Consider the following 21191-nt stretch of genomic DNA (forward strand, 5'->3'; position numbering starts at 1 on the left):
CACAAATCTAATGAGCAACAGCGCCACCAGTTGGCTTCACCTTTTTGAGGAATAAAATAGCAATCCCACTGAGTAATAATGCAATACCAATAAAGTAGAAACAATCGTTAAAAGCCATTACAAATGCTTCTCTGCGGACTATATTAGATATAGATGCGATCGCTTGATTTTGGGCTGTACTTAAATCTGCTCCGCGACTGACAAAATACTGCGTCATTTGGTCAATTCGCTGTTGAGTTTCTGGGTTATATAAAGATACTCCATCACCCAATCTATTCGAGTGGAATTGCTCTCTATTTGCTAATAAAGTTGCTAAAGAAGCAATTCCAATAGAACCGCCTAGATTCCGCATCATATTAAATAAACCACTTGCTGAACCTGCTTCTTTCGGACTCAAACCAGCAGTAGCAATAGAACTAAGCGGCACCATAATTAGGGGTTGTCCCATTGCGCGCACAAATTGCGACCAGCGTAATTGATCTAACCCTGTTTCATTAGTCATTCCAGAGTTCATAAATGCACTGATGGAAAACAAAGTCACACCAAAAGCTACCATGAAACGCACATCAATGCGTTGCATCAATTTCGGTATGAGGGGAATAATAAACAGTTGGGGAATACCAGCCCAAATTAATACTTCACCAATTTGCAGAGCATTGTATTTTTGAATTTGAGCGAGATACAACGGTAAAATATAAATTGAACCATACAATCCTACTCCCAACGACACATTGACAATACTGGCTAAACCAAAGTTTCGCCTAGACAAAAGCCGTAAATTAATAAATGGTTGTTTACGAGTTAATTCTATAAAGAAAAATATCGCCAAAAAAATTACCGCAACTACACTTAAGCGCACAATCAACGCTGAACCAAACCAATCTTTACGGCTACCTTCTTCTAAAACAACTTGCAGAGAACCTAAGCCAATAGCCATTGCAATAATTCCCCACCAATCACCTTGTTTAAGTAAACTGATTTGGGGTTTTTCTTGCTTAATTCCGTACCAAACACCAGCTAGCATTAATGCGCCTGGAATTACATTTATATAAAAGTTGTATTCCCAACCAAAGTTTTCTGTTAACCAACCTCCCAATGTTGGCCCAATTGAAGGTGCAAAAACTGCACTAAACCCAAATGCAGCCAGTCCGACTGATTGTTTTGATTGGGGTAAAGTTGTTAAGACAACTGTCATCGCGGTGGGAATTAGTACTCCTCCGCTAAAACCTTGTAAGGCGCGAAAGAAAATCATGGAATTAAGATTCCACGCCCAACCACAGCAGATAGAAAAGAAAATAAATAGTGCAGTATTCACTAACAGATAACGCTGCAATGAAAACACCCGCGATAACCATCCTGTTAGAGGAATTACCACAATTTCTGCGACGAGATACGCGGTAGAAATCCAAGAACCTTCTTCGAGAGTTGCTCCTAAACTTGCTTGAATATCTTGCAGCGAAGCATTAGTTATTTGAATATCCAATACCGCCATAAATGCACCAAGCATACTGGCTAATACACCAATCCAAGTTTTTAGCGGTACACGCTCTGGTGGTAAAGCAGGATTTTGCCCTTGCTGACGAATTACACCTGTATTAGCCATAACTTTGTTCCAGTTTCAAGGTTAAGTAGCAAAAACTTTATTATTAAATCTTATATCAATATGTTCTTTGCCTCTGCGTGAGCTGGAATCAGCAACGCTAAAAATTAAAAAATAATAGCTAGAGAAAGTTCAACAAAGATAAATCTAAATAAAAATGCGATTATTTATCTTAAATTTCTTAAGTCGTGATAATTCCCTTTTTCTCATAAATTGGACGCATTATTTTCCTTAAAGCAGGTAACTGTCTGCTAAAAACAATTGACCCTAAAATACAAGCTATTCCATCAATAATTAAAGTGTTGGGAGCGCCAATATGACTTGCTAGGAAACCTCCTAATAAATTACCCACAGGAATCATCCCCAAAAATGACATTGTGTATAAGCTCATCAATCGCCCACGTTTATCGTCTTCAACAATGGTTTGTAAAAATGTGTTGCTGGCAGCAATCTGGAGAATTGTTCCTAAGCCAACAAATAACATGGTAAATAACGAGAGTGGTAAAAATCGAGACAATGAAAAGCCAATTAGACCAGTTCCTAAAATTGCTGGTGCTAAAGCAATCAATTTACCAATTCCTAAGATTGTTTGGCGCGTAGCTAGATAAATACCACCAGTTAAGGCTCCAACTCCAGATGCCGCCATCAAAAAACCTACACTTTCTGCACCACCTTTGAGAACTTGTTCGGCAATAACTGGGACGAGAATAGTATTTTGCAGTCCCATCAGGCTAACTAAAGCTGATAGCAACAAGATAGATCGAATGGGTGAGAAGCTAAAGGCATATACAAATCCCTCTTTAACTTTTTGTAAGGGATTACCATTAGTTACCGAATTTTTCCAAGGCTTAACTTTCATCGCCAATAAAGCGGCGATTACAGCAACGTAACTTAAACCATCAATTAAAAAACAATAACCAGTTCCAACCCTGGCAATTAATAAACCCCCGATCGCAGGGCCAATTAATCTAGCACCGTTGACCATCGTGGAGTTGATGGCGATCGCATTGGCTAAATCTTCTCTACGATCAACCAATTCTGGCACAAATGCTTGGCGGGCTGGCGCATCTAAGGCGTTAATAAATCCTTGAAACAAGCTCAAGGCGATGATGTGCCATACCTCAATCACTCCAGTTAGCGCCAGCGCTGCTAATGTTAACGATTGAATCATCGCCAAGACTTGCGTACTAATTAAGGTACGATACCGAGAAAAGCGATCTACAAATACTCCGCCAAAGGGAGCTAAAAAAAAGTTAGGAATTTGACTCGAAAATCCCACAACTCCCAGCATTAATGGGGATTTTGTCAAGTCATAAACTAGCCAAATCGTGGCAAGTTGCGTCATCCACGTCCCAATTAGGGAAATACCTTGTCCGGCAAAAAACAGTTGGTAGTTTCTTGACCTTAATGCAGGTAGTAGCGGTTTTTTCATCTCAGGCTTGTTTTATACCAATCTGCTTTCATAGATATCATCTCACCTCATCTCTATACGCCTCTCTTTAGATGTAAGAGAATGTCATAGACAGAAGGAGGTTTTTCATCTGTTTTCAGCCGATTTGGTATTACTTGACTTCTACCGCAACTTCCGCAGACATCCCCGGAGTAATCCGCGATTCGTATCCTTGAATGCTCTTTTGGTCGAAAACTACTTTTACTGGAATGCGTTGGACGACTTTAGTAAAGTTACCTGTAGCATTATCCGGTGGCAATAAGGCAAACTGAGCGCCGGAAGCTGGCGAAATACTGTCAACACGACCGATAAAGGTGTGATGAGGGAAACTATCTAGCTTGATTTCTACTGGCTCTCCTGGGCGCATCTTTTCTAATTGAGTTTCTTTGAAGTTCGCAACTACCCAATAGCTGTTATCGACGATCGCCATTAATGGTGTTCCTGCTGCGACGCGGTTGCCAACTTCCACATTTTTCCTACCTACCCGTCCAGCACTGGGGGCGGTAACATTTACATAAGATAGTTGCAGTTGTGCGTCTTTGAGCGATGCTTCTGATTGGGCGATCGCTGCTTTTGCCGCTTCGTATTGGCTACGCTTAACTGTGGTATCTTGTCCGCCTGCGGTAGCTTGTTGCAATCCTCCCTTAGATGCTGCCAATTTAGCTTGGGCGTTAGTAACATTTTCTTGCGCCTGTGCTAGTTGAGACTGGGCTTTAGCGACACCAACTTTGGCGGAGGCTAACTGGGCTTGGGCTTGTTGTACTCCTTGAATCGCAGCGTTTTTCTGTGCTTTAGCTACATCATAAGCAGCCTTGGCTGTGTCTAGTTGCTGACGAGGAATCGCACCTGTTTTATACAATTCGTTGTAACGATTGTAATCTGCTTGGGCTTTTTCCAAATTCGCATTTGTTTGCGCTACCTGCGCTTGAGCAGCAGGAATCCCAGCTTGAGCTTCTTGGACTGCTGCTTGCGCTGCTGGTATCCCAGCTTGAGCTTCTTGGACTGCTGCTTGGGCTGTGGAAATTGCTGCTACTGCACCACTGACATCTCCTTGTGCTTGAGTTGTCTTACCAGTGGTGGTTTGTGAACTCAAAGCAATATTTGCTTGAGCAGCTTGCGCTTGACCACGAGCATTTTCGAGGGCGGCTTGTGCTTGTTGCACCTTGCTTTCATAGTCCCGTGGATCTAACTTCACCAACAATTGTCCCGGTTGCACCAGTTGGTTGTCATTCACCAGCACTTCACTTACAGTTCCGGGAATGCGACTACTAACTTGGTGAATATTTCCCGCGACGGTGGCGTTGTCTGTTTCTTGGTGGGTGGAGGCGTATTGCCAGTAGTGAAGACCAAAAGTACCTGCGGCGATCGCACCTACGCCTAATCCTGCCAAAATTAAACCAGTCGGTCTTTTCCGCTTCGGTTTTGCGGGAACTTCTTTCTCTGTCTCAGGAGTTACAACAGGCGCTTCTGCTGTTGCGGATGTCTCTGCTGTAACAGTTTCTAAAGTCTCAGTATCAGGAATCAATTGTTTTTCTAAAGTTGGGGTTTTGTGTCCGTTGCGTCCGTTTAAAGTATTAGCACCCATATTCTTAGCTCTCTTCTTCGTTCAATAATTTGATTGACAATCGTTTATTTAGAATGCGTAGTATTTCCCGAAAAATTTTTATTTCCTTAGTATGCGTAATATTATCTCAAAATAAATCTTTATATTGCCTCACCCGAACGGGTGATTGTGGAATCATCTTTAGGAGAGGTTAGCGATCGCCCGATTCAAGATTTGGGAAAACAGTTCCCGATCGGCAAAGGAAATACCGTCCATCGCTTCATCGCGCACGGCTGCGGCGATTGGTGGTAAAACAGCCTCTAGTTCTTTACCTGCATCCGTTAGCCAGATGCGCCAAATGCGCCGATCTTGAGTGTCGCGTTCGCGACGCACCAAACCGCGTTCTTCCATCCGATCTAGTACGCCTGTTAAAGTGCCTCCTACTTGTTTGAGTTTGTCCCCAATACTAGAAGTAGGTAAGCCATCTTCTTGCCAAAGACAGCACAACACCAACCAGTGAAATGGCGTCAGTCCAAAGGGTTCTAATTTCTCAGTAAACTTGCGACTCAACAGTTGTGAGACTAATTTGATTCTGTAGCCCAAATTGTATGGTGCTAGATTTTGCTGCCACGACTCTAAAGCTGGGGAGTGATTAGATGTAGAAACCATTTAAAAAATACTTAGTGTACGTACTATTGTAACTGGATTAATATTTTTTAGCAACAGGTGCTTTGCATCTGTCTTAGGGAAGAACTTCAATCAATTGGTACTCTTCAAGTGTACCGATAACGCGGTGAGGCCGAGATAATTTAGGGGATTGGTCACTATAGATCAAAGCATAGCTCAAAGCTGGTATTTGGGAAATAGAAACTACTTGTTGGGGGTGAATAGAAAGATAGAAATTAAGCAGTAATTGAGTTTTCTGGTCTATTTGCACATAGTAGATAGGATGAGATTGGATAATTGAGGCGATCGCACTTTGTTGTAAAAAAGTTCTCAAAACAGGGTTATAGTCATTTAACAGACCGATACAACCAGCCGTCGCCAAAGCCAGCCAGCAAGGAATTAACCATCCTGCAATCCAGTAACGGGCTGTGAGAAACTTCTTGCCAAAGTAGTAACGACTAATCCATACCCCAGGTAAAATTAACCAACTCAACCCTGTAACCAAGCAAAGAGTTGCATACTTCCGGATGTCAAAACCACCCCAACGAAGAATCACAATACTAGCTATAACCAGTAAAACACCAAATCCACCAAAGCCATAACTGAGATTCCGAGGAAGATTCTTCGTTGCAAAAAGGTTTAATATATTTATTTTACCCTTTTCAAGAGGGAATTGTGGGGGAATTTCTGTCTGGTAAATATTGCTTAACCAATTTAAACCCACAGATGCAAACAAAGCTATAAACGGGTAAAGGCAAAGACTATAGTGAGGTAAACGCGTGCTAAAAAGACTAAGTTCTCCAAATAAAACAAGTGGAAAGCCGACTAATATCGAATTGTAACGAGGAATCGGACGACGGATAGTTAAAAATAAACCTAAAAGTCCGAAAAAAGCCCAAGGAAATGCTTTTAAAGGAATATTCCATATATAGAACAGCAGCCCATTATTATCCTGAGCTTCAGAACCTAGCTGCACAACAAAGTGGAGCAACTCCTCAAAACTCTGATTTCCGTAGTGCAGCCAGCTTAACCACAGCCAAATACAGGTAGGTATTAGACCGACAAAAAAGCCTAAATATAAAATTGGGTTAGTAAGATGACGATGACGGCGATGTTCCCAAATTAAATAAGGCAATAAAGCTATAGTTGGCAAAAAAATCATAAAGCTTCTAACTAAGAAGCCTAAACCTAAACTGAAACCAGCGATAAAACTCCAAAAATAGTGATATTTAGGATGTAATTCTGTTTTTATTAAAGACAAAATTGCTAAAAGTACCAATAAAATCATCGGTACATCAGGCGTACTTAAACGCGAGTATTGCAGCCAGAGAAATTCCACACTTAAAATTGCAGTAGCAAGCCTTGCCAATTTTTTGCCTAGCATAATTTTGCCAATTTCATACACCAGCCATAAACTAAAAATTCCAGCAATCATACTAGGAAGACGCGCACTAGTATCACTGACACCAAACAAGTTGTAGAAACTGGCAATTAACCAATAAGGGCCAGGGGTTTTATGATGCGCTTTTTGCCAAGGAGTTATCCAATTACCAGAATCAAACATCAGACGCGCACGCGAAGCGTAAAGCGCTTCATCATGAGCAATCAGACTATTGTGCCCAGAAGTAAATAATAATAAGGGCAGTATCCAAACTAACAAACTTAAATAGGGTAATAATCTGACTAGGCGGATTGGTCGCCAAATATGCTGCAAGAAGTATAGTTTATATAACATTGAATTGATACAATTGAATGCTGCTATTTAGACTCATTTATCTGTCCTGCTGTTATTAAAATATGTTACATAGTGATTGTTAAAAAATACCTGAAATTGCCGCAAGTTTCGCAAAAAGTTCTCCAAAACAGAGATTTATGCAGTTAAGACCGAATCAACGCCTAAAATTAGACGACACAGACGATAAGCTGTTTTATGCTTATCCCCGCTTCGTCACCCATGTCGATGAAGGATTTATTCAACAACTAACGGATTTATATCGCGATCGCCTGAAACCCAACACCCGCATTTTTGATATGATGAGCAGCTGGGTGTCTCATCTACCAGAAGAGATGCAGTTTGACCATGTAGAGGGACACGGACTCAATGCTGAGGAACTAGCACGTAATTCCCGCTTGAATCATTACTTTGTGCAAAATCTGAACGAAAATCCGCAGCTACCTTTACCAGATGAAGATTTTGATGCTGTTCTCAATTGCGTATCTGTGCAATATGTGCAATATCCAGAAGCAGTATTTTCCGAAATTTACCGCATCCTGAAACCCGGTGGTGTTGCAATTATCAGCTTTTCTAACCGGATGTTTTTTGAAAAGGCAATTCAAGCTTGGCGGGAGGCTTCAGAAGCAGCTCGAGTGGAATTAGTCAAAAATTACTTCGCCTCAGTCCCTGGATTTACAACCGCAGAAGTTATAGCTCATAAGTCAACATTACCGAATTTCTTACAGTGGTTGGGTGCAGCTGGAGGAGATCCATTTTATGCTGTCATCGCTCACCGCAGTTAACCCAAATAGTCAGTAGTACTTTGTCAAACTAGTTTTGAGGGGGCGTTGCTGATTGTGGTATGAAAAATAATTTTGCGTTATTTCAAAATCCTTGTAGAGACTAGCAATTGCAACGTCTCTACATCCAAATTCATACCTTGATTCAGCAACACCTTTTGAGGGTTTGTAGTAAGAACTTTAGTGCTTAAAAAATAAGGACTAAAGCCCTGACAACGAACTTACAGCAGATTTCAAGGAAAGTGAGGTACACAGGCTAAGTCGGCGTTGCAGAACAGAGGGATGAATTTAGGCAGGCAGGGGAGGCAGGGGGTGCTTTGGGAGCAGGGGGGGAGATTTTATAACTTGCAAAATCATCCCGCAATTATGCAACGCCGCTAAGTCTTTTACCCAGGTATAAAACGTGTTTTACTCCTAAATCCTGTATTCTAAATTCTAAATTCTGCTGTATTTACCATCAATTTAAATTTTACAAAATACTAGTGGTCTGTTTCATTAGACTTCTTGGCAAAAGTCGGGGTAAAGGTGAAGGGGAAAAGGGTAAAGAAACTCAAAACCCTTTCCCTTTAACTTTTATCCTTTACCCTAAGAGTGCAAAAATATATTTTTGCAAGAGTCTATTAATTATGAGACAGACCACTGAGTTTTTATGACTTGTGTGGACACCATAGTCTAACCTCAAAAGCAACCTCACTTTTTCAACTATGAGTTTGCGTAAATTACTTGTTTGATCTTTATAGCTGTGTCAGGTAATACTTCATGGGTAGGCTACAACCTCGGATTCTATGGGAATTTATTACTGACATTAAGAAAAAATAATTATACTAACCTCTTCTAGCTAAGTTGTATTAGGTAGACAACTCTTCTAGCCCAATCCATTCAGTGATGGATTGCCATTGGCTTGCGTAAACAGTAGCCTTACTACGTTTTTCTTTTTGAGGCTTTCTAGGTATTTTTCCCAGCACAGCATCGGCGAATGATCTGGACTCATTTGCATTATAGATAGGCATTTCCTGCCAGCAGTGGCGACAAAACCAATAAGTCTCTGCACCACGTATATGTTCTAAAAGTAAACTTGAGCAGCAAGGACAATAATTCATATTTTTCTCAAATCCTGTTAAGAAAAGTGTTGTTGCAAATCAGAGTTGCCAGTTGAAAATTTCGTAGATATTAAAACAATGTGTCTATATTTTGACTATAATCTTTAAATATGAGGAACTTGTGAGGAAATTTAGAATACTTAATAAATTTGAAAAAATTATACACATTTTTTAAGTAATACTTTCAGGCTTATTTAGCTATCTTTTTAGAATATTCTCATTAAAAAATTAAGCAGGAACACAACATTTACTGCGTTCCTGCTTACCACTAAACTAGGCTTTTTTTGAAAGTCGCTTTTAGATGGACATACGGCACTGCAAGAGTATTAACCCTAGATGCCCTGCTTCTATTTTGTCAACATTAGTAACTCTTGCAAGTTCATTGTTGAATCGCTTAACTCTTAGTAAAGGTCTTCTTCTTTATGAGTTTCGATTGTTACGTCAGAGGTTGGGTAAGCGACACAAGTCAGTACATATCCCTTTTCTATTTGTTCATCATCTAAGAATGACTGATCGCCCTGATCGACAGTACCACTAGTGATTTTACCAGCACAAGTTGAGCAAGCACCAGCGCGACAAGAGTAGGGCAGGTCAAGTCCCTCATCTTCGGCAGCATCGAGAATATAAACATCATCAGCAACGTCAAGAGTTTTGTCTAGTCCTTCGTCAGCGTTGATTAATCTCACTTTATAAGTTGGCATTGAGTAATCCTCTCTTTTGCAAATGGCAGTATAAGTTATCTTAAGGCAAAGATCACGGCTGTTCTATGGGATTTAGCCGTTTGGTTTAAATTTGCTTCAATTCTGATACTACGAGAAAAATTAAACGATGTGACTGGAAATTGAACCCGATTAGTAATGAAATTTAGTTGCTTAATCCCGATAAGTTTTATTTATATAATTTCCGGCTCTAGTCAGGTTTTAATTAGAAAAATTTATATTGCGGAGAGTAAGACATGAGTAAGATTAATGCTGTCTATATAGCGTAAGACTTACGCAGAAGAGATCCGCCAACTCCTTTAACTTTTGAAATTTTCCCTTTTGAGGATACATACTTCTGTATATAGGAATCCGCTTTGATTTATGTTCGCGTAACGTGGTGTAGCCATACTGATTTGTGTAGACGGGGAATAGGGATGAAGGCAATAGGCAATAGGCAATAGGCAATAGGCGATAGGCAATAGGCAATAGGCGATAGGCAATAGGCAATAGGCAATAGGCGATAGGCGATAGGCAATAGGGATGAAGGCTTCCTAGTTATACTGAGCTTTTTCACACAATCAAATATGAGTCCTAATAACTTCAAAAATCACCTATGCATCTTTGAGAGGGTTGGCCGAATGTTGTAGAGTCTAGACTGGTGAAGCCGATGAAGAGAGAATCTCACCATTAGAAGCGTGGGAGGATCAAAAACAGAACTAGTGAGGATCATGTATAATTCAGAAGCAGCTTCGGAAAAAGCAAAAGTGCGTGTAGGTTTGGTAGGTACTGGGTATGCAGCAAAGTTTCGAGCTGAGGCATTGCTTCATAATGAGCGATCGCGATCGCACATAGTCGCAGTTGTTGGTCATACAAAAGACAAAACCGAAACCTTTGCCAAAGAGTACCAAATTGAAGCTTTGAATACTTGGCAAGAGCTAGTAGAACGTGAAGATATAGACCTAGTAGTAATCTCTACTATTAATCGAGATCATGGTGCGATCGCTCGTGCAGCCCTTACCAACGGCAAACACGTAATTGTAGAGTATCCCCTTTCGTTGGATATAGTCGAAGCTGAGGAACTGATTGCCTTAGCCAAAACACAACAAAAACTCCTGCACGTTGAACATCTGGAACTTTTGGGTGGTTTACATCAAGCTTTAAAGCAAAACTTAGACAAAATTGGCGAAGTATTTTATGTTCGCTATAGCACCATCAATCCCCAGAATCCTGCACCCCGCAAATGGACTTATAACCATGAGTTGTTCGGTTTTCCCTTAATGGGGGCATTGTCTCGCCTACATCGTCTCACAGATTTATTTGGTAGAGTATTTACTGTTAACTGTCACCAACGATATTGGGAAATAGAACCGGAGTACTACCAAACCTGTTTTTGCACGAGCGATCTGTCCTTTAATAGTGGAATTTTAGCCCAAGTAGTCTATGGCAAAGGTGAAAGTATTTGGCAATCAGAACGCAAGTTTGAAGTTCACGGTGAAAAAGGTGGTTTAATTTTTGATGGCGATACCGGAATTTTCATCCAGCCAGGGGAAACAACACCTATAGAGGTTGGCCCTCGTCGGGGTTTGTTTGCCAAAGACACAAGTATGGTTTTAGACCATCTTTTTGATGGCGCTCCTTTGTACGTTACCCCAGAGGAGAGCTTGTATACCCTAAAAGTTGCTGATGCTGCACAAAGAGCTGCACAGACAGGGTTAACTATATTTATGAAAGATACTTTAGATAAAAGTTAATGAAAACCGAACTAATTGTTATTTTATCCCAACGAGAAATAGAAAAAATGCGTCAAGCTGGGCGTTTAGCAGCTAAACTTCTCCAGCATCTCGAACCGTTTGTGAAGCCAGGGGTTAGCACTCTGGAACTAAATGATGAAGCCGAACGTTGGACGCAAGCGCATGGAGCAAAAAGCGCACCCCTTGGCTATAAAGGTTATCCCAAATCGATTTGCACTAGTGTAAATGAGGTAATTTGTCACGGCATTCCCAATGCCAAACAAATTCTTAAAGAAGGTGACATTATTAATATTGATGTAACGCCCATTGTTGAAGGTTATCACGGCGATACATCCAAGACATTTTTTGTTGGTACACCTTCGGCAAAAACGAGAAAACTGGTAGAGGTGACAGAAGAGTGTCTCCGTTTGGGTATTGCCGAAGTAAAACCTGGGGCGCGCATTGGCGATATTGGTGCAGCCATTCAAGAGTATGCTGAAGGGCAAGGCTTTTCTGTGGTGCGAGATTTCGTTGGACATGGCATCAGTAATATTTTCCATACTGCGCCGGATGTTCCTCATTATGGCACACGCGGTAAGGGCAAGCGCCTAAGACCAGGGATGGTTTTTACTATTGAGCCAATGATTAACGAAGGTACTTACGAAGTCGAAGTTCTAGGCGATAAATGGACTGCGGTAACGCGCGATCGCAAGCTTTCTGCTCAATGCGAGCATACCTTAGCTGTAACCGAAGACGGCGTAGAAATTCTTACACTACCTGAAGGCGAGAATTACTGGGCTGTATGACAACACCTACGAAAAAATTCCTTTCGTTTGGGAGCAACCAAAGCCAAAAGCTATTTGATATTTTTGTATAGTTTTATGGTGTTGCTGAATCGAGGTATGAATTTGGATGTAGAGACTAGCAATTGCAACGTCTCTACAAAGATTTTGAAATAACGCAAAATTATTTTTCATACCGCAATCAGCAACGCCAGTTTTATAACTATCTTCCCAACTTATTAGGAATACCTTCACAACCACCAGGAATAGTACCTCTAGTTTTTTCACCACCCCAAGTACAACAGTAGCAACGCGCAGGCTCAGACATCCGTTGCACATTGCTGAAATCGGCATTTTCTACCACAGCGCCAGTTTGTTCGCCAGTTTCATAATCTGGTGGTTGACTGCGACTGCGAGGTGATGCTTTATCTACTACACCGTAGAATAAGCGAATCCCGTTGATGTCAGCACCATTGAGATTAGCACCGTATAAAATTGTGCGGGAGAGGTTAGCTTTTACTAAATCACAACCAGCCAGGTTAGCGCGGACAAGATTAGCCTCGCTTAGGTCAGTCCAACGTAAATCAGTACCAGAAAGGTCGGCTGCGGCTAGCATTACGCCTAAATCGATGACGCGCACACCTTCGAGGCGGTCTTCTGCATATCCACCAGTACCGTCGAGAATGGCTCGACCTAATAAGCGATCGCGTTTTAGGGGTGAGAGCAACTTAGAACGTGAAAGAAACCGGAGAATTTTCGCTTTACCACTACCATCGACACTACTCAAAATTGCCGCAGTACGTCCTTCAGCGATCGCTCTTTCTTGAGGCCAATCTTCTAATAATCCTTCTTCATCTAATACCAAGTCTGAAACGCCTTGAAAATAGGAATCAATTGTCTGTTGCTGGGTGATAATATTTTGCTGAACTGTTAGCAGGTTTTGCTGAATTGTCAAGTCTTTGGAAATAACATATTGTCGCCATGCTACATAAACGGCAATGATGGCGATGAGAATTTGCCCCAAAGCGCCAAACCAATCTGCGAGGGTTCCAGCAATATCCCAGTTAATTTGGCGTCCTAAAACAAGCAAGCGATCGCCTACACCGGTGAATCTGATCAAGCCGATGATGGCTACTAGTAATCCCAAAAAGGCCACAAACAGAGTGCGTTCTTGGGGTGAAAACCACTCGTCTAAAACTTGTTGAAACCAAGGCAATAATATTGCTAGGGATAGCAGCAAACTTATCAGCGTTCCGATAATGCCAACGATCCAGTTATTGAGGATAATTCCAATAAAGGTGATGGCGATCGCGATTAGAGTAATCAGCAATGCCCTCGGCTTAACGATAAATTCCTTGGTAATCGGTTGCTTGAAATCAGAACGGGTTTGTTGTAAAGCAATTGTCTGTTGCGGAGATTTTAAAGATGCGATCGCCGCTAGTGCTTGTTTTGTCGCTAGTACTTCTGAGTTGAGGTTTTTCTCGGTTGCACTCCCGTCAAAGTCATCTGGTTGCAAATCGTTTTCGGGGGCTGGTTCTGGGGTTGGTAGATTAGAGGAATCGGATTCAATCGTCATGTTATCTATTTTGCCCCCTCAATCCACGTTATGCAGCGTTCCTATAGCAGTAAATTCTTAAAAAACAAGCTGAAGATTATTTTGCTTGTTCTTTTGGCAACTACGACTATTGCCCTCAAGCCCAAGTATGACCCGAATGGGACTTTCCAGAATTATTTTTATCTGAAATACGGCAGTTAAAGACGCGATTCATCGCGTCTCTACAAGAGTGATTAATCGCGTCTCTACTTTTTACAATGCACAAGTCAACTCGCCGGCTTTTTGGCTAAAGCGGTGATTTTCTCGATAATCTACGGGACAATCTATCACCGCAGGTACATCTTGAGCGAGGGCTTCTTTCAAAGTGGGAATCAAATCTAAAGCTGATTCAACTCGGTAGCCTTTTAAACCCATGCTTTCGGCAAGTTTGACAAAATCAGGATTGCTAAAATGCACAAAAGATGAGTTTCCTTTGCCAAATTGATTTTCTTGCTTCCACTCAATTAACCCATAGCCACCATCATTGAAAATGATCGTGACAAAGGGTGTACCGACACGCAAGGCTGTTTCTAATTCTTGAGAATTCATCATAAAGCCGCCATCGCCTGTTACAGCAACGACTTTGCGCTTAGGATGAACAAGTTTTGCTGCTAAAGCGCCAGGAATGGCAATACCCATAGCTGCGAAGCCATTGGAAATTATGCAAGTATTGGGACTATGGCAATGATAATGACGAGCCATCCACATCTTATGTGCGCCAACGTCAGAGATGACGATATCATCTGGGCCCATCACTTGCCGTAAGTCATAAATTAATTTTTGCGGCTTAATTGGAAATCCGTCATCATGGGCGTATTGTTCGTAATCAGCCCGAATTTCTGACCTTAAGCTAATAGCAAAAGGATCGGGTTTACCTTGTCGGTCTGCTAATTTTAAAATTTCATAGAGGGAATCTGAAATATCTCCCACAACTTCGGCGTTGGGAATATAACTACTATCAATTTCCGCCGGATTTACCCCAATATGCACAATCGGAATTTCACCATTCCGATTCCATTTTTTGGGGGAAAACTCAATCAGATCGTAGCCGATCGCAATTACTAAATCTGTGTTATCGAAAGCACAGGTAATGAAATCTCTTTGCTGTAATCCCACTGACCACAAAGCTAGTTGATGTGTGTAGGGAATCACGCCTTTACCCATAAAAGTATTGGCAACAGGTATATTCAGCAAGGTAGCAAATTGCGTTACGGCATCACTAGCATGAGCGCGAATTGCCCCATTTCCAACTAAGATTAATGGGTTCACAGCTTGGCAAATTGCGGCGGCGGCTGCCCGAATGCTAGCAAAAGATGCATAAGTTTTTTCGCTATTATCCTTACGCAAAGGTTTGCCTTCTACAGGCATAGCAGCAATATTTTCTGGCAAATCGATGTGAACTGCACCGGGTTTTTCGGATTGCGATCGCTTGAATGCTTTCCGTACTACTTCTGGTGTAATACTCGGTCGGACAATCTGCTTATTCCACTTGGTAACAGGTGCAAACATTGCCACCAAATCTAAATATTGATGGGATTCAATGTGCATTCTATCTGTTCCCACTTGACCAGTAATCGCCACTAAAGGCGCACCATCGAGGTTAGCATCTGCTACCCCAGTCATCAAGTTGGTTGCCCCAGGGCCAAGAGTAGAAAGACACACTCCGGCTTTTCCTGTTAAACGTCCGTAGACATCGGCCATGAATGCTGCACCTTGTTCATGACGAGTCGTAATAAATTTAATCGAAGAATGTTTTAACGCTTCCAAAACGTGCAGGTTTTCTTCACCAGGGAGTCCAAAAATATATTGCACTCCTTCATTTTCTAGGCACTGCACCAATAACTCTGCTGTATTCATTTTATTTCCTAACTATTGACGAATAAATATTGGGGACTGGGGACTGGGGACACTTCGACTGCGCGGTAGTTGAATCTCGACTCACAACGACTGCGCTCAGTGCAAGTCGCTCGATTACCGCGTAGTCGAAACTCAGTGGATCGCTGGGGACTGGGGACACAACGACTGCGCTCAGTGCATCGCTGGGGACTGGGGACTGGGAAAATCCTTCCTAATACCTAATTGCTAATTTTTAATATCTAATCCCAATACCCATTCCCTAATACCCAGTCCCTATCAATTCACCCAGATGGTTTTAACATTGACAAACTCATGTATACCTTGGATACTCAATTCTCTGCCATATCCAGAACGCTTGATGCCACCAAAGGGCAACCGAGGATCGGATTTGACCATACTGTTGATAAATACCGCACCGGCTTCGATTTCTTCAACTAAACGATCGCTTTCTTGTTTATTGGTTGTCCAAGCACTTGCACCTAAGCCAAAGGGACTGTCATTAGCGAGTTTAATGGCAGCATCAATATCTGGAACCCGGAATAACAAGGCTACCGGGCCAAAGAATTCTTCTTTGGCGATTGGTGTGTCAGTGGGGATGTCTATGATAATCGTTGGTGGATAAAAGTTTCCAGGACGATCTGATAAAGGATGTCCACCGATGAGGACTTTACCACCGCTTTTTGTAGCAGCTTGCACTTGTTGATCTAAATCCTGGAGAATCCCAGGAGTTGCCAGTGGGCCTAAATCGGTATCTGGTTGCATGGGATCGCCAACTTTGAGTGCCTCAAATTTTTCTAAAAGCAATTTTTCAAATTTGTCTGCGATCGCTTCTGCGACAATAAAACGTTTCGCTGCAATACATGATTGCCCGTTATTTAACATCCGCGCTGTAGTAGCTGTGACAACTGCTGTCTCTAAGTCAGCACTTTCTAACACAATAAACGGGTCACTTCCTCCTAATTCCAAAACTGTTTTTTTAATTTGTTTGCCGGCGGCGACGGCGAGGGATGCGCCTGCTGGTTCGCTTCCGGTTAAGGTAGCAGCTTTTACGCGGTCATCAGCCATTAAATCGGCAACTTTGGCAGCACCGATTAATAGAGTTTGAAACGCACCTTCAGCAAAACCTGCGCGTCGGATAATCTCTTCAATTGCCAAGGCGCACTGCGGCACGTTGGAAGCGTGTTTGAGTAAACCGACATTTCCCGCCATGAGTGCCGGTGCAGCAAAGCGGAACACTTGCCAGAAGGGGAAATTCCACGGCATCACCGCGAGAATTGCACCTATTGGTTGATAACGTACAAAACTCTGGCTAGCATCAGTTTTTACACTGACATCTGCTAAGAAACTAGAGCCATGTTCGGCATAGTAGCGACAGACGGCGGCACATTTTTCGACTTCCGCGATCGCCGCTTTAAATGGCTTACCCATTTCTAGAGTCATCAACTTCGCAAATTCTGCTTTGTCTTGCTCTAAAATATCGGCAGCTTTTGAAAGCCATTGCGATCGCTCAGAAAAACTAGTCTGACGATACCGTTCAAAAGTTTGATCGGCTAAATCGAGTTTAGCGGCAATTTCTGTATCATTGAGCGCCTCAAAGGTTTTAAGCGTCTCCCCAGTGGCGGGATTAATGGTGGCGATCGCCATTACCTGACCTCCCGTTAAAAAATAGCTTCGGTAGGCTTCCTAGTGTTACACAGATCAATTCTGGAAGCTACCACCCAAATTCTAGTCTTATAACCCAGAATTGGTTGCAGAATATTACAATTTTGCAATTATTTTTGAAACAAAATATACCAATTAATAAGTATTAATATTGATGAATTCAATAGAAGTAAAGTTGCTATAATTTGCACAATTGAGGAATCAAGCCATGACTCAAGTCTTACGCAAAGTAGTTACATTCGATGAATTCGTTGCTAAATATCCAGATAACACAGGGAAACGTTACGAACTATATGATGGAGTAGTAGTAGAGATGCCACCACCAACAGGCGACCATGAAGAGGTGATTGGATTTTTAGCCACAAAAATCACTTTAGAATATAGTCGCTTAAATCTTCGTTATTTCATCCCTAAAACAGTATTCATTAAACCAGTTGAGAACGAATCTGCTTATTCCCCAGATATCCTGATACTAAATCAGCCTAATTTAGTTAATGAACCTCGGTGGAAAAAAGAATCAACTGTTACTCAAGCAGCATCAATTCCTTTAGTAATTGAGGTAGTAAGTACCAATTGGCGTGATGATTATCTGAAAAAATATGCTGATTATGAAGAAATGGGAATTCCTGAATACTGGATTGTCGATTATGCTGCATTGGGCGGTAGAGAATTTATTGGTAAGCCCAAACAACCGACTATTTTGGTTTGCTGTTTAGAAGAAGGTGAGTATCGCGTTAGTAAATTTCGAGGAGATGACCGCATCGAGTCATTAATTTTTCCAGAGTTTAATTTGACCGCAGAGCAAATTTTTTGCGCTGGCACAGTTAGGTAATAGTCCTTTGTAGAGACGGCGATTTATCGCGTCTTTGTAATGTAGAATTTTCATCAAAAAACTTTAACCGAACCGTATTACCCCCACTTCCCATAGGCTTTAAGCAAATACCAAAGGACGTGGTTTAGCCACCCCATAGCCTTGAGCATAATCGACTCCTAAAGCTTTGAGTCGTTGTAGGATAGCGTCATTTTCGACAAACTCAGCAATGGTTTTTACCCCCATAACATTGGCAATGCGGGCAATGGCTTCTACCATTGCGTCATCTACGGAATTTTCGATAATGTTCTTAATAAATCCACCGTCGATTTTCAAATAATTTACTGGGAGGGTTTTAAGATAGGTGAAAGAGGACATACCACTACCAAAATCATCTAAGGAAAAACGACAGCCGTATTGTTGAAGTTCGCTAATTAACTGACAAGCTTTTGTTAAGTTGGCGATCGCCACGGTTTCGGTAATTTCAAAACAAATCGACTGTGGTCGAATGTGATGCAATAAAAATTGCTCACGCAAAAAGCTAATAAATTGATCGTCGTTGATAGTAGTGCCTGAAAGATTTATGGCATAAACAGTTTTACTATTGTGTTCTGCTAATGACCAAGACTTAAACAGGGTCTTGATCACCCAGCGATCAATTGTCGGCATCAGATTGTAGCGTTGAGCTGCTGGAATAAATGCCATCGGTACAACTAAATTTCCCTTCTCATCTCTCAAGCGCAGCAAGATTTCGTAATGAATTTCCTCTGCTTGCGTGGGAGCGATCGCCACAATAGCTTGAGAATATAGGCAAAAACGATTTTCTGTTAGGGCTTTGTTAATCCGTGAAACCCACTGCATCTCCCCACGCTGTTGTAAAAGTTCTTCATCGTCAGACTGAAAAACATGAACGCGATTGCGTCCTTTATCTTTAGCAACATAGCAAGCCGCATCGGCATGGCTTAAGAGACTGGCTTGGTTTTCAGTACTTGCGTTAATTTTTACTAAACCAATACTGACTCCAACAGCAAAAATATTGTCTTGCCAAATAAACCGAAACCCTTGAATAGTTTCGCGCCAAATATTAGCAATCTGCATAGCTTTCTCTAAAGAGCATTGGTAAAGCAATGCGCCAAATTCATCGCCGCCTAGTCTAGCTAATACGTCTGTCTGACGGATCTTCATTTGCAATAGTCTTGTGACTTGGCGCAAAAGTTCATCACCAGCCGCATGACCAGAGGTATCGTTGACAATCTTGAATTGATCCAAATCCAGATAGCACAAAGCGTGTTCTAGCTTGTATATTTTGGCATTGCTCACCGCTTGTTCTAGACGTTGTTCAAATTCGTGGCGATTGACTAGTCCCGTTAAAGAATCGTGACTCGCTTGCCAAGATAGTTGACGGGAGAGGCTGCGGTTTTGGGTAACATCATGAAACACCATGACCGCACCGACAATTTGATTATGGCGATCGCGAATTGGGGCAGCGGAGTCATCAATAGCAATTTCGCGCTCATCACGAGTAATTAAAACTGTGTGATTTGCTAGACCAACGATTCGCCCTGATTTTAAAGCTTTTTCTACCGGATTTTCTGCTGGTTCTCGCGTAGTTTCATGAAAAATTCTAAAGACTTCTTTGAGTGGTAAACCTTTTACCTGTTGCTGACTCCAACCTGTGAGCATTTCAGCAACGGGGTTGAGATACTCAATTTTGCCAGTTGCATTTGTAGTGATTACCGCATCACCAATGGAATGTAACGTAACTTGCGCTAATTCTTTTTCGTAAAACAGGGCTTCTTGCATCTGTTTACGTTCTGTGATGTCTCGAAAGCTAAAAACTCGTCCAACTGGGCGATCGCTAATCCACTGAGAACGAGTATATAACTCAAAAACTCGCCCATCTTGAAATTCCCAAACATTGTAAGTTTTCTGCTCTGGGTGGTTGAACATTTGGCTAGTCATCTGCAAAAACGCTTCTGGGTTTTGGAGTTGACTGGCAATAAATAACAATATTGACTGATCTTGTTCCCATCTCATCGCATTGAGAACTGAGTCTGTAATTTGCCACATCTCAATAAATTGAGTATTGAAGTTAATTTTTCTTCCCTGAGCATCCAGAACCAAAATGCTATCAGCCGTAGATTCTAGAGTTGCTTGAAGTAATGAGTTAGACTGTAGTAAATCGTAATTTTTCCGTTTTAACTTGGCTGCTTGCTTTTGAGCAAGTTGAGTAAAGTAGAGAACTAGAGTAACAAGCAAGGTCAGGAAGAATCCTTCTAGCAACACTAAGTGAGCCACCGGAGTTAGCATCGATTCAACCTCGTTGGTAATATTTGATAGGTGCTTAACAAGTATATTCTTCCAACTATTTATTGCTTGCCAGAGGAATAGATTTGCAGTCAAAATCCCAAAACCAATATTCAAGGGAAACCATTGTGGGAGGCGCTTGACTCGCTCAATAGTCAGAAATTGAAGGCTAACCCCAAGCATCAGCAAACCTAGTGCAGTTGGAATCGCTACGCCTGTGAGATATCCCCATTTGTATGCTGTTCCTATGCCGCTAAAGTAGCCGATTAATGCGACAACTCCAATAGCGATCGCTCCTGCTGAGAACAGTCCGGTAACAATTAACAAATGCTTGCTGATCCTGGCTAGAGATAAGCACAGCGATGCAATACCCAATAGAGTAAAACCTAATGCTGTATTGGCAGAAGGGCGACCAGGCAGCGAACTATGCACCTCAATGAGAAACTGTTGCACAGGTTCACTCATCCTCAAGCTATGCCTGGAAGTGGGAAGATTGTTTGTCAGGTAATCCTGGATAAAAAGTTGGTCAATACCAAAATTCATTTCAAAGATATATTCTGCCAGGGTCAAGCTACCAATAAAAACTACCAGTAAACTCAGTCCGACTGCAAATGGTCGCCACCCTTTTATCAGAGCCAGCAATGCCCACCCACAGAAGAAAAAGGCTAAAGCAGTGTTGTAGCGTATCGGAGTAGAATCTGGAAGGACTTGGATGAGGACATTCAAATGAATCTGCCACGCAACCATCACAACAAATCCCAAAATAATACTGAATACTGCGGTGAACGTAGTAATAATTTTTAAAGTGTATGAATTAAGCATCCTCTTCCTAATTACACAATATAATTTTTATTGATTTATAGTTGATATTGCT

Annotated in this window: 15 protein-coding genes; 4 read left to right on the top strand and 11 right to left on the bottom strand. The window is 41.7% G+C overall.

Going from position 1 to position 21191, the window contains the following annotated elements:
- Positions 1-7: 7 nt before the first annotated feature.
- The 5 genes from RMX98_RS18925 to RMX98_RS18945 all read right to left on the bottom strand — a co-directional run bounded on the left by RMX98_RS18925 (position 8) and on the right by RMX98_RS18945 (position 6994).
- A complete protein-coding gene (locus RMX98_RS18925; RefSeq protein WP_322677693.1) occupies positions 8-1603 on the bottom strand; it encodes a DHA2 family efflux MFS transporter permease subunit in 1596 nt (531 codons plus the stop codon).
- A gap of 178 nt (positions 1604-1781) precedes the next feature.
- Positions 1782-3032 carry an MFS transporter gene (locus tag RMX98_RS18930; RefSeq protein ID WP_322677694.1) on the bottom strand — a complete coding sequence of 417 codons (1251 nt, stop codon included), beginning with the start codon at positions 3030-3032 and terminating at the stop codon, positions 1782-1784.
- A gap of 130 nt (positions 3033-3162) precedes the next feature.
- Positions 3163-4635: an HlyD family secretion protein gene (locus tag RMX98_RS18935; protein ID WP_322677695.1), complete on the bottom strand. Its 1473-nt coding sequence runs from the start codon at positions 4633-4635 to the stop codon at positions 3163-3165.
- A 159-nt stretch (positions 4636-4794) separates the two neighbouring features.
- Positions 4795-5262, bottom strand: a complete 468-nt coding sequence (locus RMX98_RS18940) for a MarR family transcriptional regulator (RefSeq protein ID WP_322677696.1) — start codon at positions 5260-5262, stop codon at positions 4795-4797.
- Between the two features lie 73 nt (positions 5263-5335).
- Complete coding sequence (locus RMX98_RS18945; protein ID WP_322677697.1) at positions 5336-6994, bottom strand: glycosyltransferase family 39 protein; 1659 nt, start codon at positions 6992-6994, stop codon at positions 5336-5338.
- Between the two features lie 137 nt (positions 6995-7131).
- Here RMX98_RS18945 and RMX98_RS18950 point away from each other — a divergent pair, with 137 nt between their 5' ends.
- Positions 7132-7776 carry a class I SAM-dependent methyltransferase gene (locus RMX98_RS18950; RefSeq protein ID WP_322677698.1) on the top strand — a complete coding sequence of 215 codons (645 nt, stop codon included), beginning with the start codon at positions 7132-7134 and terminating at the stop codon, positions 7774-7776.
- Between the two features lie 845 nt (positions 7777-8621).
- Here RMX98_RS18950 and RMX98_RS18955 read toward each other — a convergent pair.
- A complete protein-coding gene (locus RMX98_RS18955; RefSeq protein ID WP_322677699.1) occupies positions 8622-8873 on the bottom strand; it encodes a hypothetical protein in 252 nt (83 codons plus the stop codon).
- 401 nt (positions 8874-9274) lie between these two features.
- The gene (locus RMX98_RS18960) at positions 9275-9574 is read right to left on the bottom strand and encodes a ferredoxin (RefSeq protein WP_322677700.1); all 300 of its coding nucleotides are present in this window, start codon (positions 9572-9574) and stop codon (positions 9275-9277) included.
- A gap of 728 nt (positions 9575-10302) precedes the next feature.
- Between RMX98_RS18960 and RMX98_RS18965 the strand changes: the two genes are divergently transcribed.
- Both RMX98_RS18965 and map read left to right on the top strand, forming a co-directional pair.
- The gene (locus tag RMX98_RS18965) at positions 10303-11325 is read left to right on the top strand and encodes a Gfo/Idh/MocA family oxidoreductase (protein WP_322677701.1); all 1023 of its coding nucleotides are present in this window, start codon (positions 10303-10305) and stop codon (positions 11323-11325) included.
- On the top strand, positions 11325-12110 hold the full coding sequence (map, locus tag RMX98_RS18970) for a type I methionyl aminopeptidase (protein WP_322677702.1): 786 nt from the start codon (positions 11325-11327) through the stop codon (positions 12108-12110). Before RMX98_RS18965 ends, map begins: the two co-directional genes overlap by 1 nt.
- 199 nt (positions 12111-12309) lie before the next feature.
- Here map and RMX98_RS18975 read toward each other — a convergent pair whose 3' ends face one another.
- The 3 genes from RMX98_RS18975 to RMX98_RS18985 form a co-directional block, all read right to left on the bottom strand.
- Positions 12310-13662, bottom strand: a complete 1353-nt coding sequence (locus tag RMX98_RS18975; RefSeq protein ID WP_322677703.1) for a pentapeptide repeat-containing protein — start codon at positions 13660-13662, stop codon at positions 12310-12312.
- A gap of 231 nt (positions 13663-13893) precedes the next feature.
- Positions 13894-15537, bottom strand: coding sequence for an acetolactate synthase large subunit (locus RMX98_RS18980; protein ID WP_322677704.1), 1644 nt, complete (start codon positions 15535-15537; stop codon positions 13894-13896).
- A 276-nt stretch (positions 15538-15813) separates the two neighbouring features.
- Complete coding sequence (locus RMX98_RS18985) at positions 15814-17181, bottom strand: NAD-dependent succinate-semialdehyde dehydrogenase (RefSeq protein WP_322677705.1); 1368 nt, start codon at positions 17179-17181, stop codon at positions 15814-15816.
- A 226-nt stretch (positions 17182-17407) separates the two neighbouring features.
- Here RMX98_RS18985 and RMX98_RS18990 point away from each other — a divergent pair, with 226 nt between their 5' ends.
- Positions 17408-18031: a Uma2 family endonuclease gene (locus tag RMX98_RS18990; protein ID WP_322677706.1), complete on the top strand. Its 624-nt coding sequence runs from the start codon at positions 17408-17410 to the stop codon at positions 18029-18031.
- 99 nt (positions 18032-18130) lie between these two features.
- Here RMX98_RS18990 and RMX98_RS18995 read toward each other — a convergent pair whose 3' ends face one another.
- The gene (locus tag RMX98_RS18995) at positions 18131-21139 is read right to left on the bottom strand and encodes an EAL domain-containing protein (protein ID WP_322677707.1); all 3009 of its coding nucleotides are present in this window, start codon (positions 21137-21139) and stop codon (positions 18131-18133) included.
- Positions 21140-21191 lie beyond the last annotated feature (52 nt).

It is taken from the genome of Nostoc sp. DedQUE02, from assembly GCF_034531035.1.
Classification (GTDB): Bacteria; Cyanobacteriota; Cyanobacteriia; order Cyanobacteriales; family Nostocaceae; genus Nostoc.

Bases quoted from the DNA above. Each gene is read 5' to 3' on its own strand.
- RMX98_RS18925 (WP_322677693.1), bottom strand. From the start codon at position 1,603: ATGGCTAATACAGGTGTAATTCGTCAGCAAGGGCAAAATCCTGCTTTA.
- RMX98_RS18930 (WP_322677694.1), bottom strand. From the start codon at position 3,032: ATGAAAAAACCGCTACTACCTGCATTAAGGTCAAGAAACTACCAACTG.
- RMX98_RS18935 (WP_322677695.1), bottom strand. From the start codon at position 4,635: ATGGGTGCTAATACTTTAAACGGACGCAACGGACACAAAACCCCAACT.
- RMX98_RS18940 (WP_322677696.1), bottom strand. From the start codon at position 5,262: ATGGTTTCTACATCTAATCACTCCCCAGCTTTAGAGTCGTGGCAGCAA.
- RMX98_RS18945 (WP_322677697.1), bottom strand. From the start codon at position 6,994: ATGTTATATAAACTATACTTCTTGCAGCATATTTGGCGACCAATCCGC.
- RMX98_RS18950 (WP_322677698.1), top strand. From the start codon at position 7,132: ATGCAGTTAAGACCGAATCAACGCCTAAAATTAGACGACACAGACGAT.
- RMX98_RS18955 (WP_322677699.1), bottom strand. From the start codon at position 8,873: ATGAATTATTGTCCTTGCTGCTCAAGTTTACTTTTAGAACATATACGT.
- RMX98_RS18960 (WP_322677700.1), bottom strand. From the start codon at position 9,574: ATGCCAACTTATAAAGTGAGATTAATCAACGCTGACGAAGGACTAGAC.
- RMX98_RS18965 (WP_322677701.1), top strand. From the start codon at position 10,303: ATGTATAATTCAGAAGCAGCTTCGGAAAAAGCAAAAGTGCGTGTAGGT.
- map (WP_322677702.1), top strand. From the start codon at position 11,325: ATGAAAACCGAACTAATTGTTATTTTATCCCAACGAGAAATAGAAAAA.
- RMX98_RS18975 (WP_322677703.1), bottom strand. From the start codon at position 13,662: ATGACGATTGAATCCGATTCCTCTAATCTACCAACCCCAGAACCAGCC.
- RMX98_RS18980 (WP_322677704.1), bottom strand. From the start codon at position 15,537: ATGAATACAGCAGAGTTATTGGTGCAGTGCCTAGAAAATGAAGGAGTG.
- RMX98_RS18985 (WP_322677705.1), bottom strand. From the start codon at position 17,181: ATGGCGATCGCCACCATTAATCCCGCCACTGGGGAGACGCTTAAAACC.
- RMX98_RS18990 (WP_322677706.1), top strand. From the start codon at position 17,408: ATGACTCAAGTCTTACGCAAAGTAGTTACATTCGATGAATTCGTTGCT.
- RMX98_RS18995 (WP_322677707.1), bottom strand. From the start codon at position 21,139: ATGCTTAATTCATACACTTTAAAAATTATTACTACGTTCACCGCAGTA.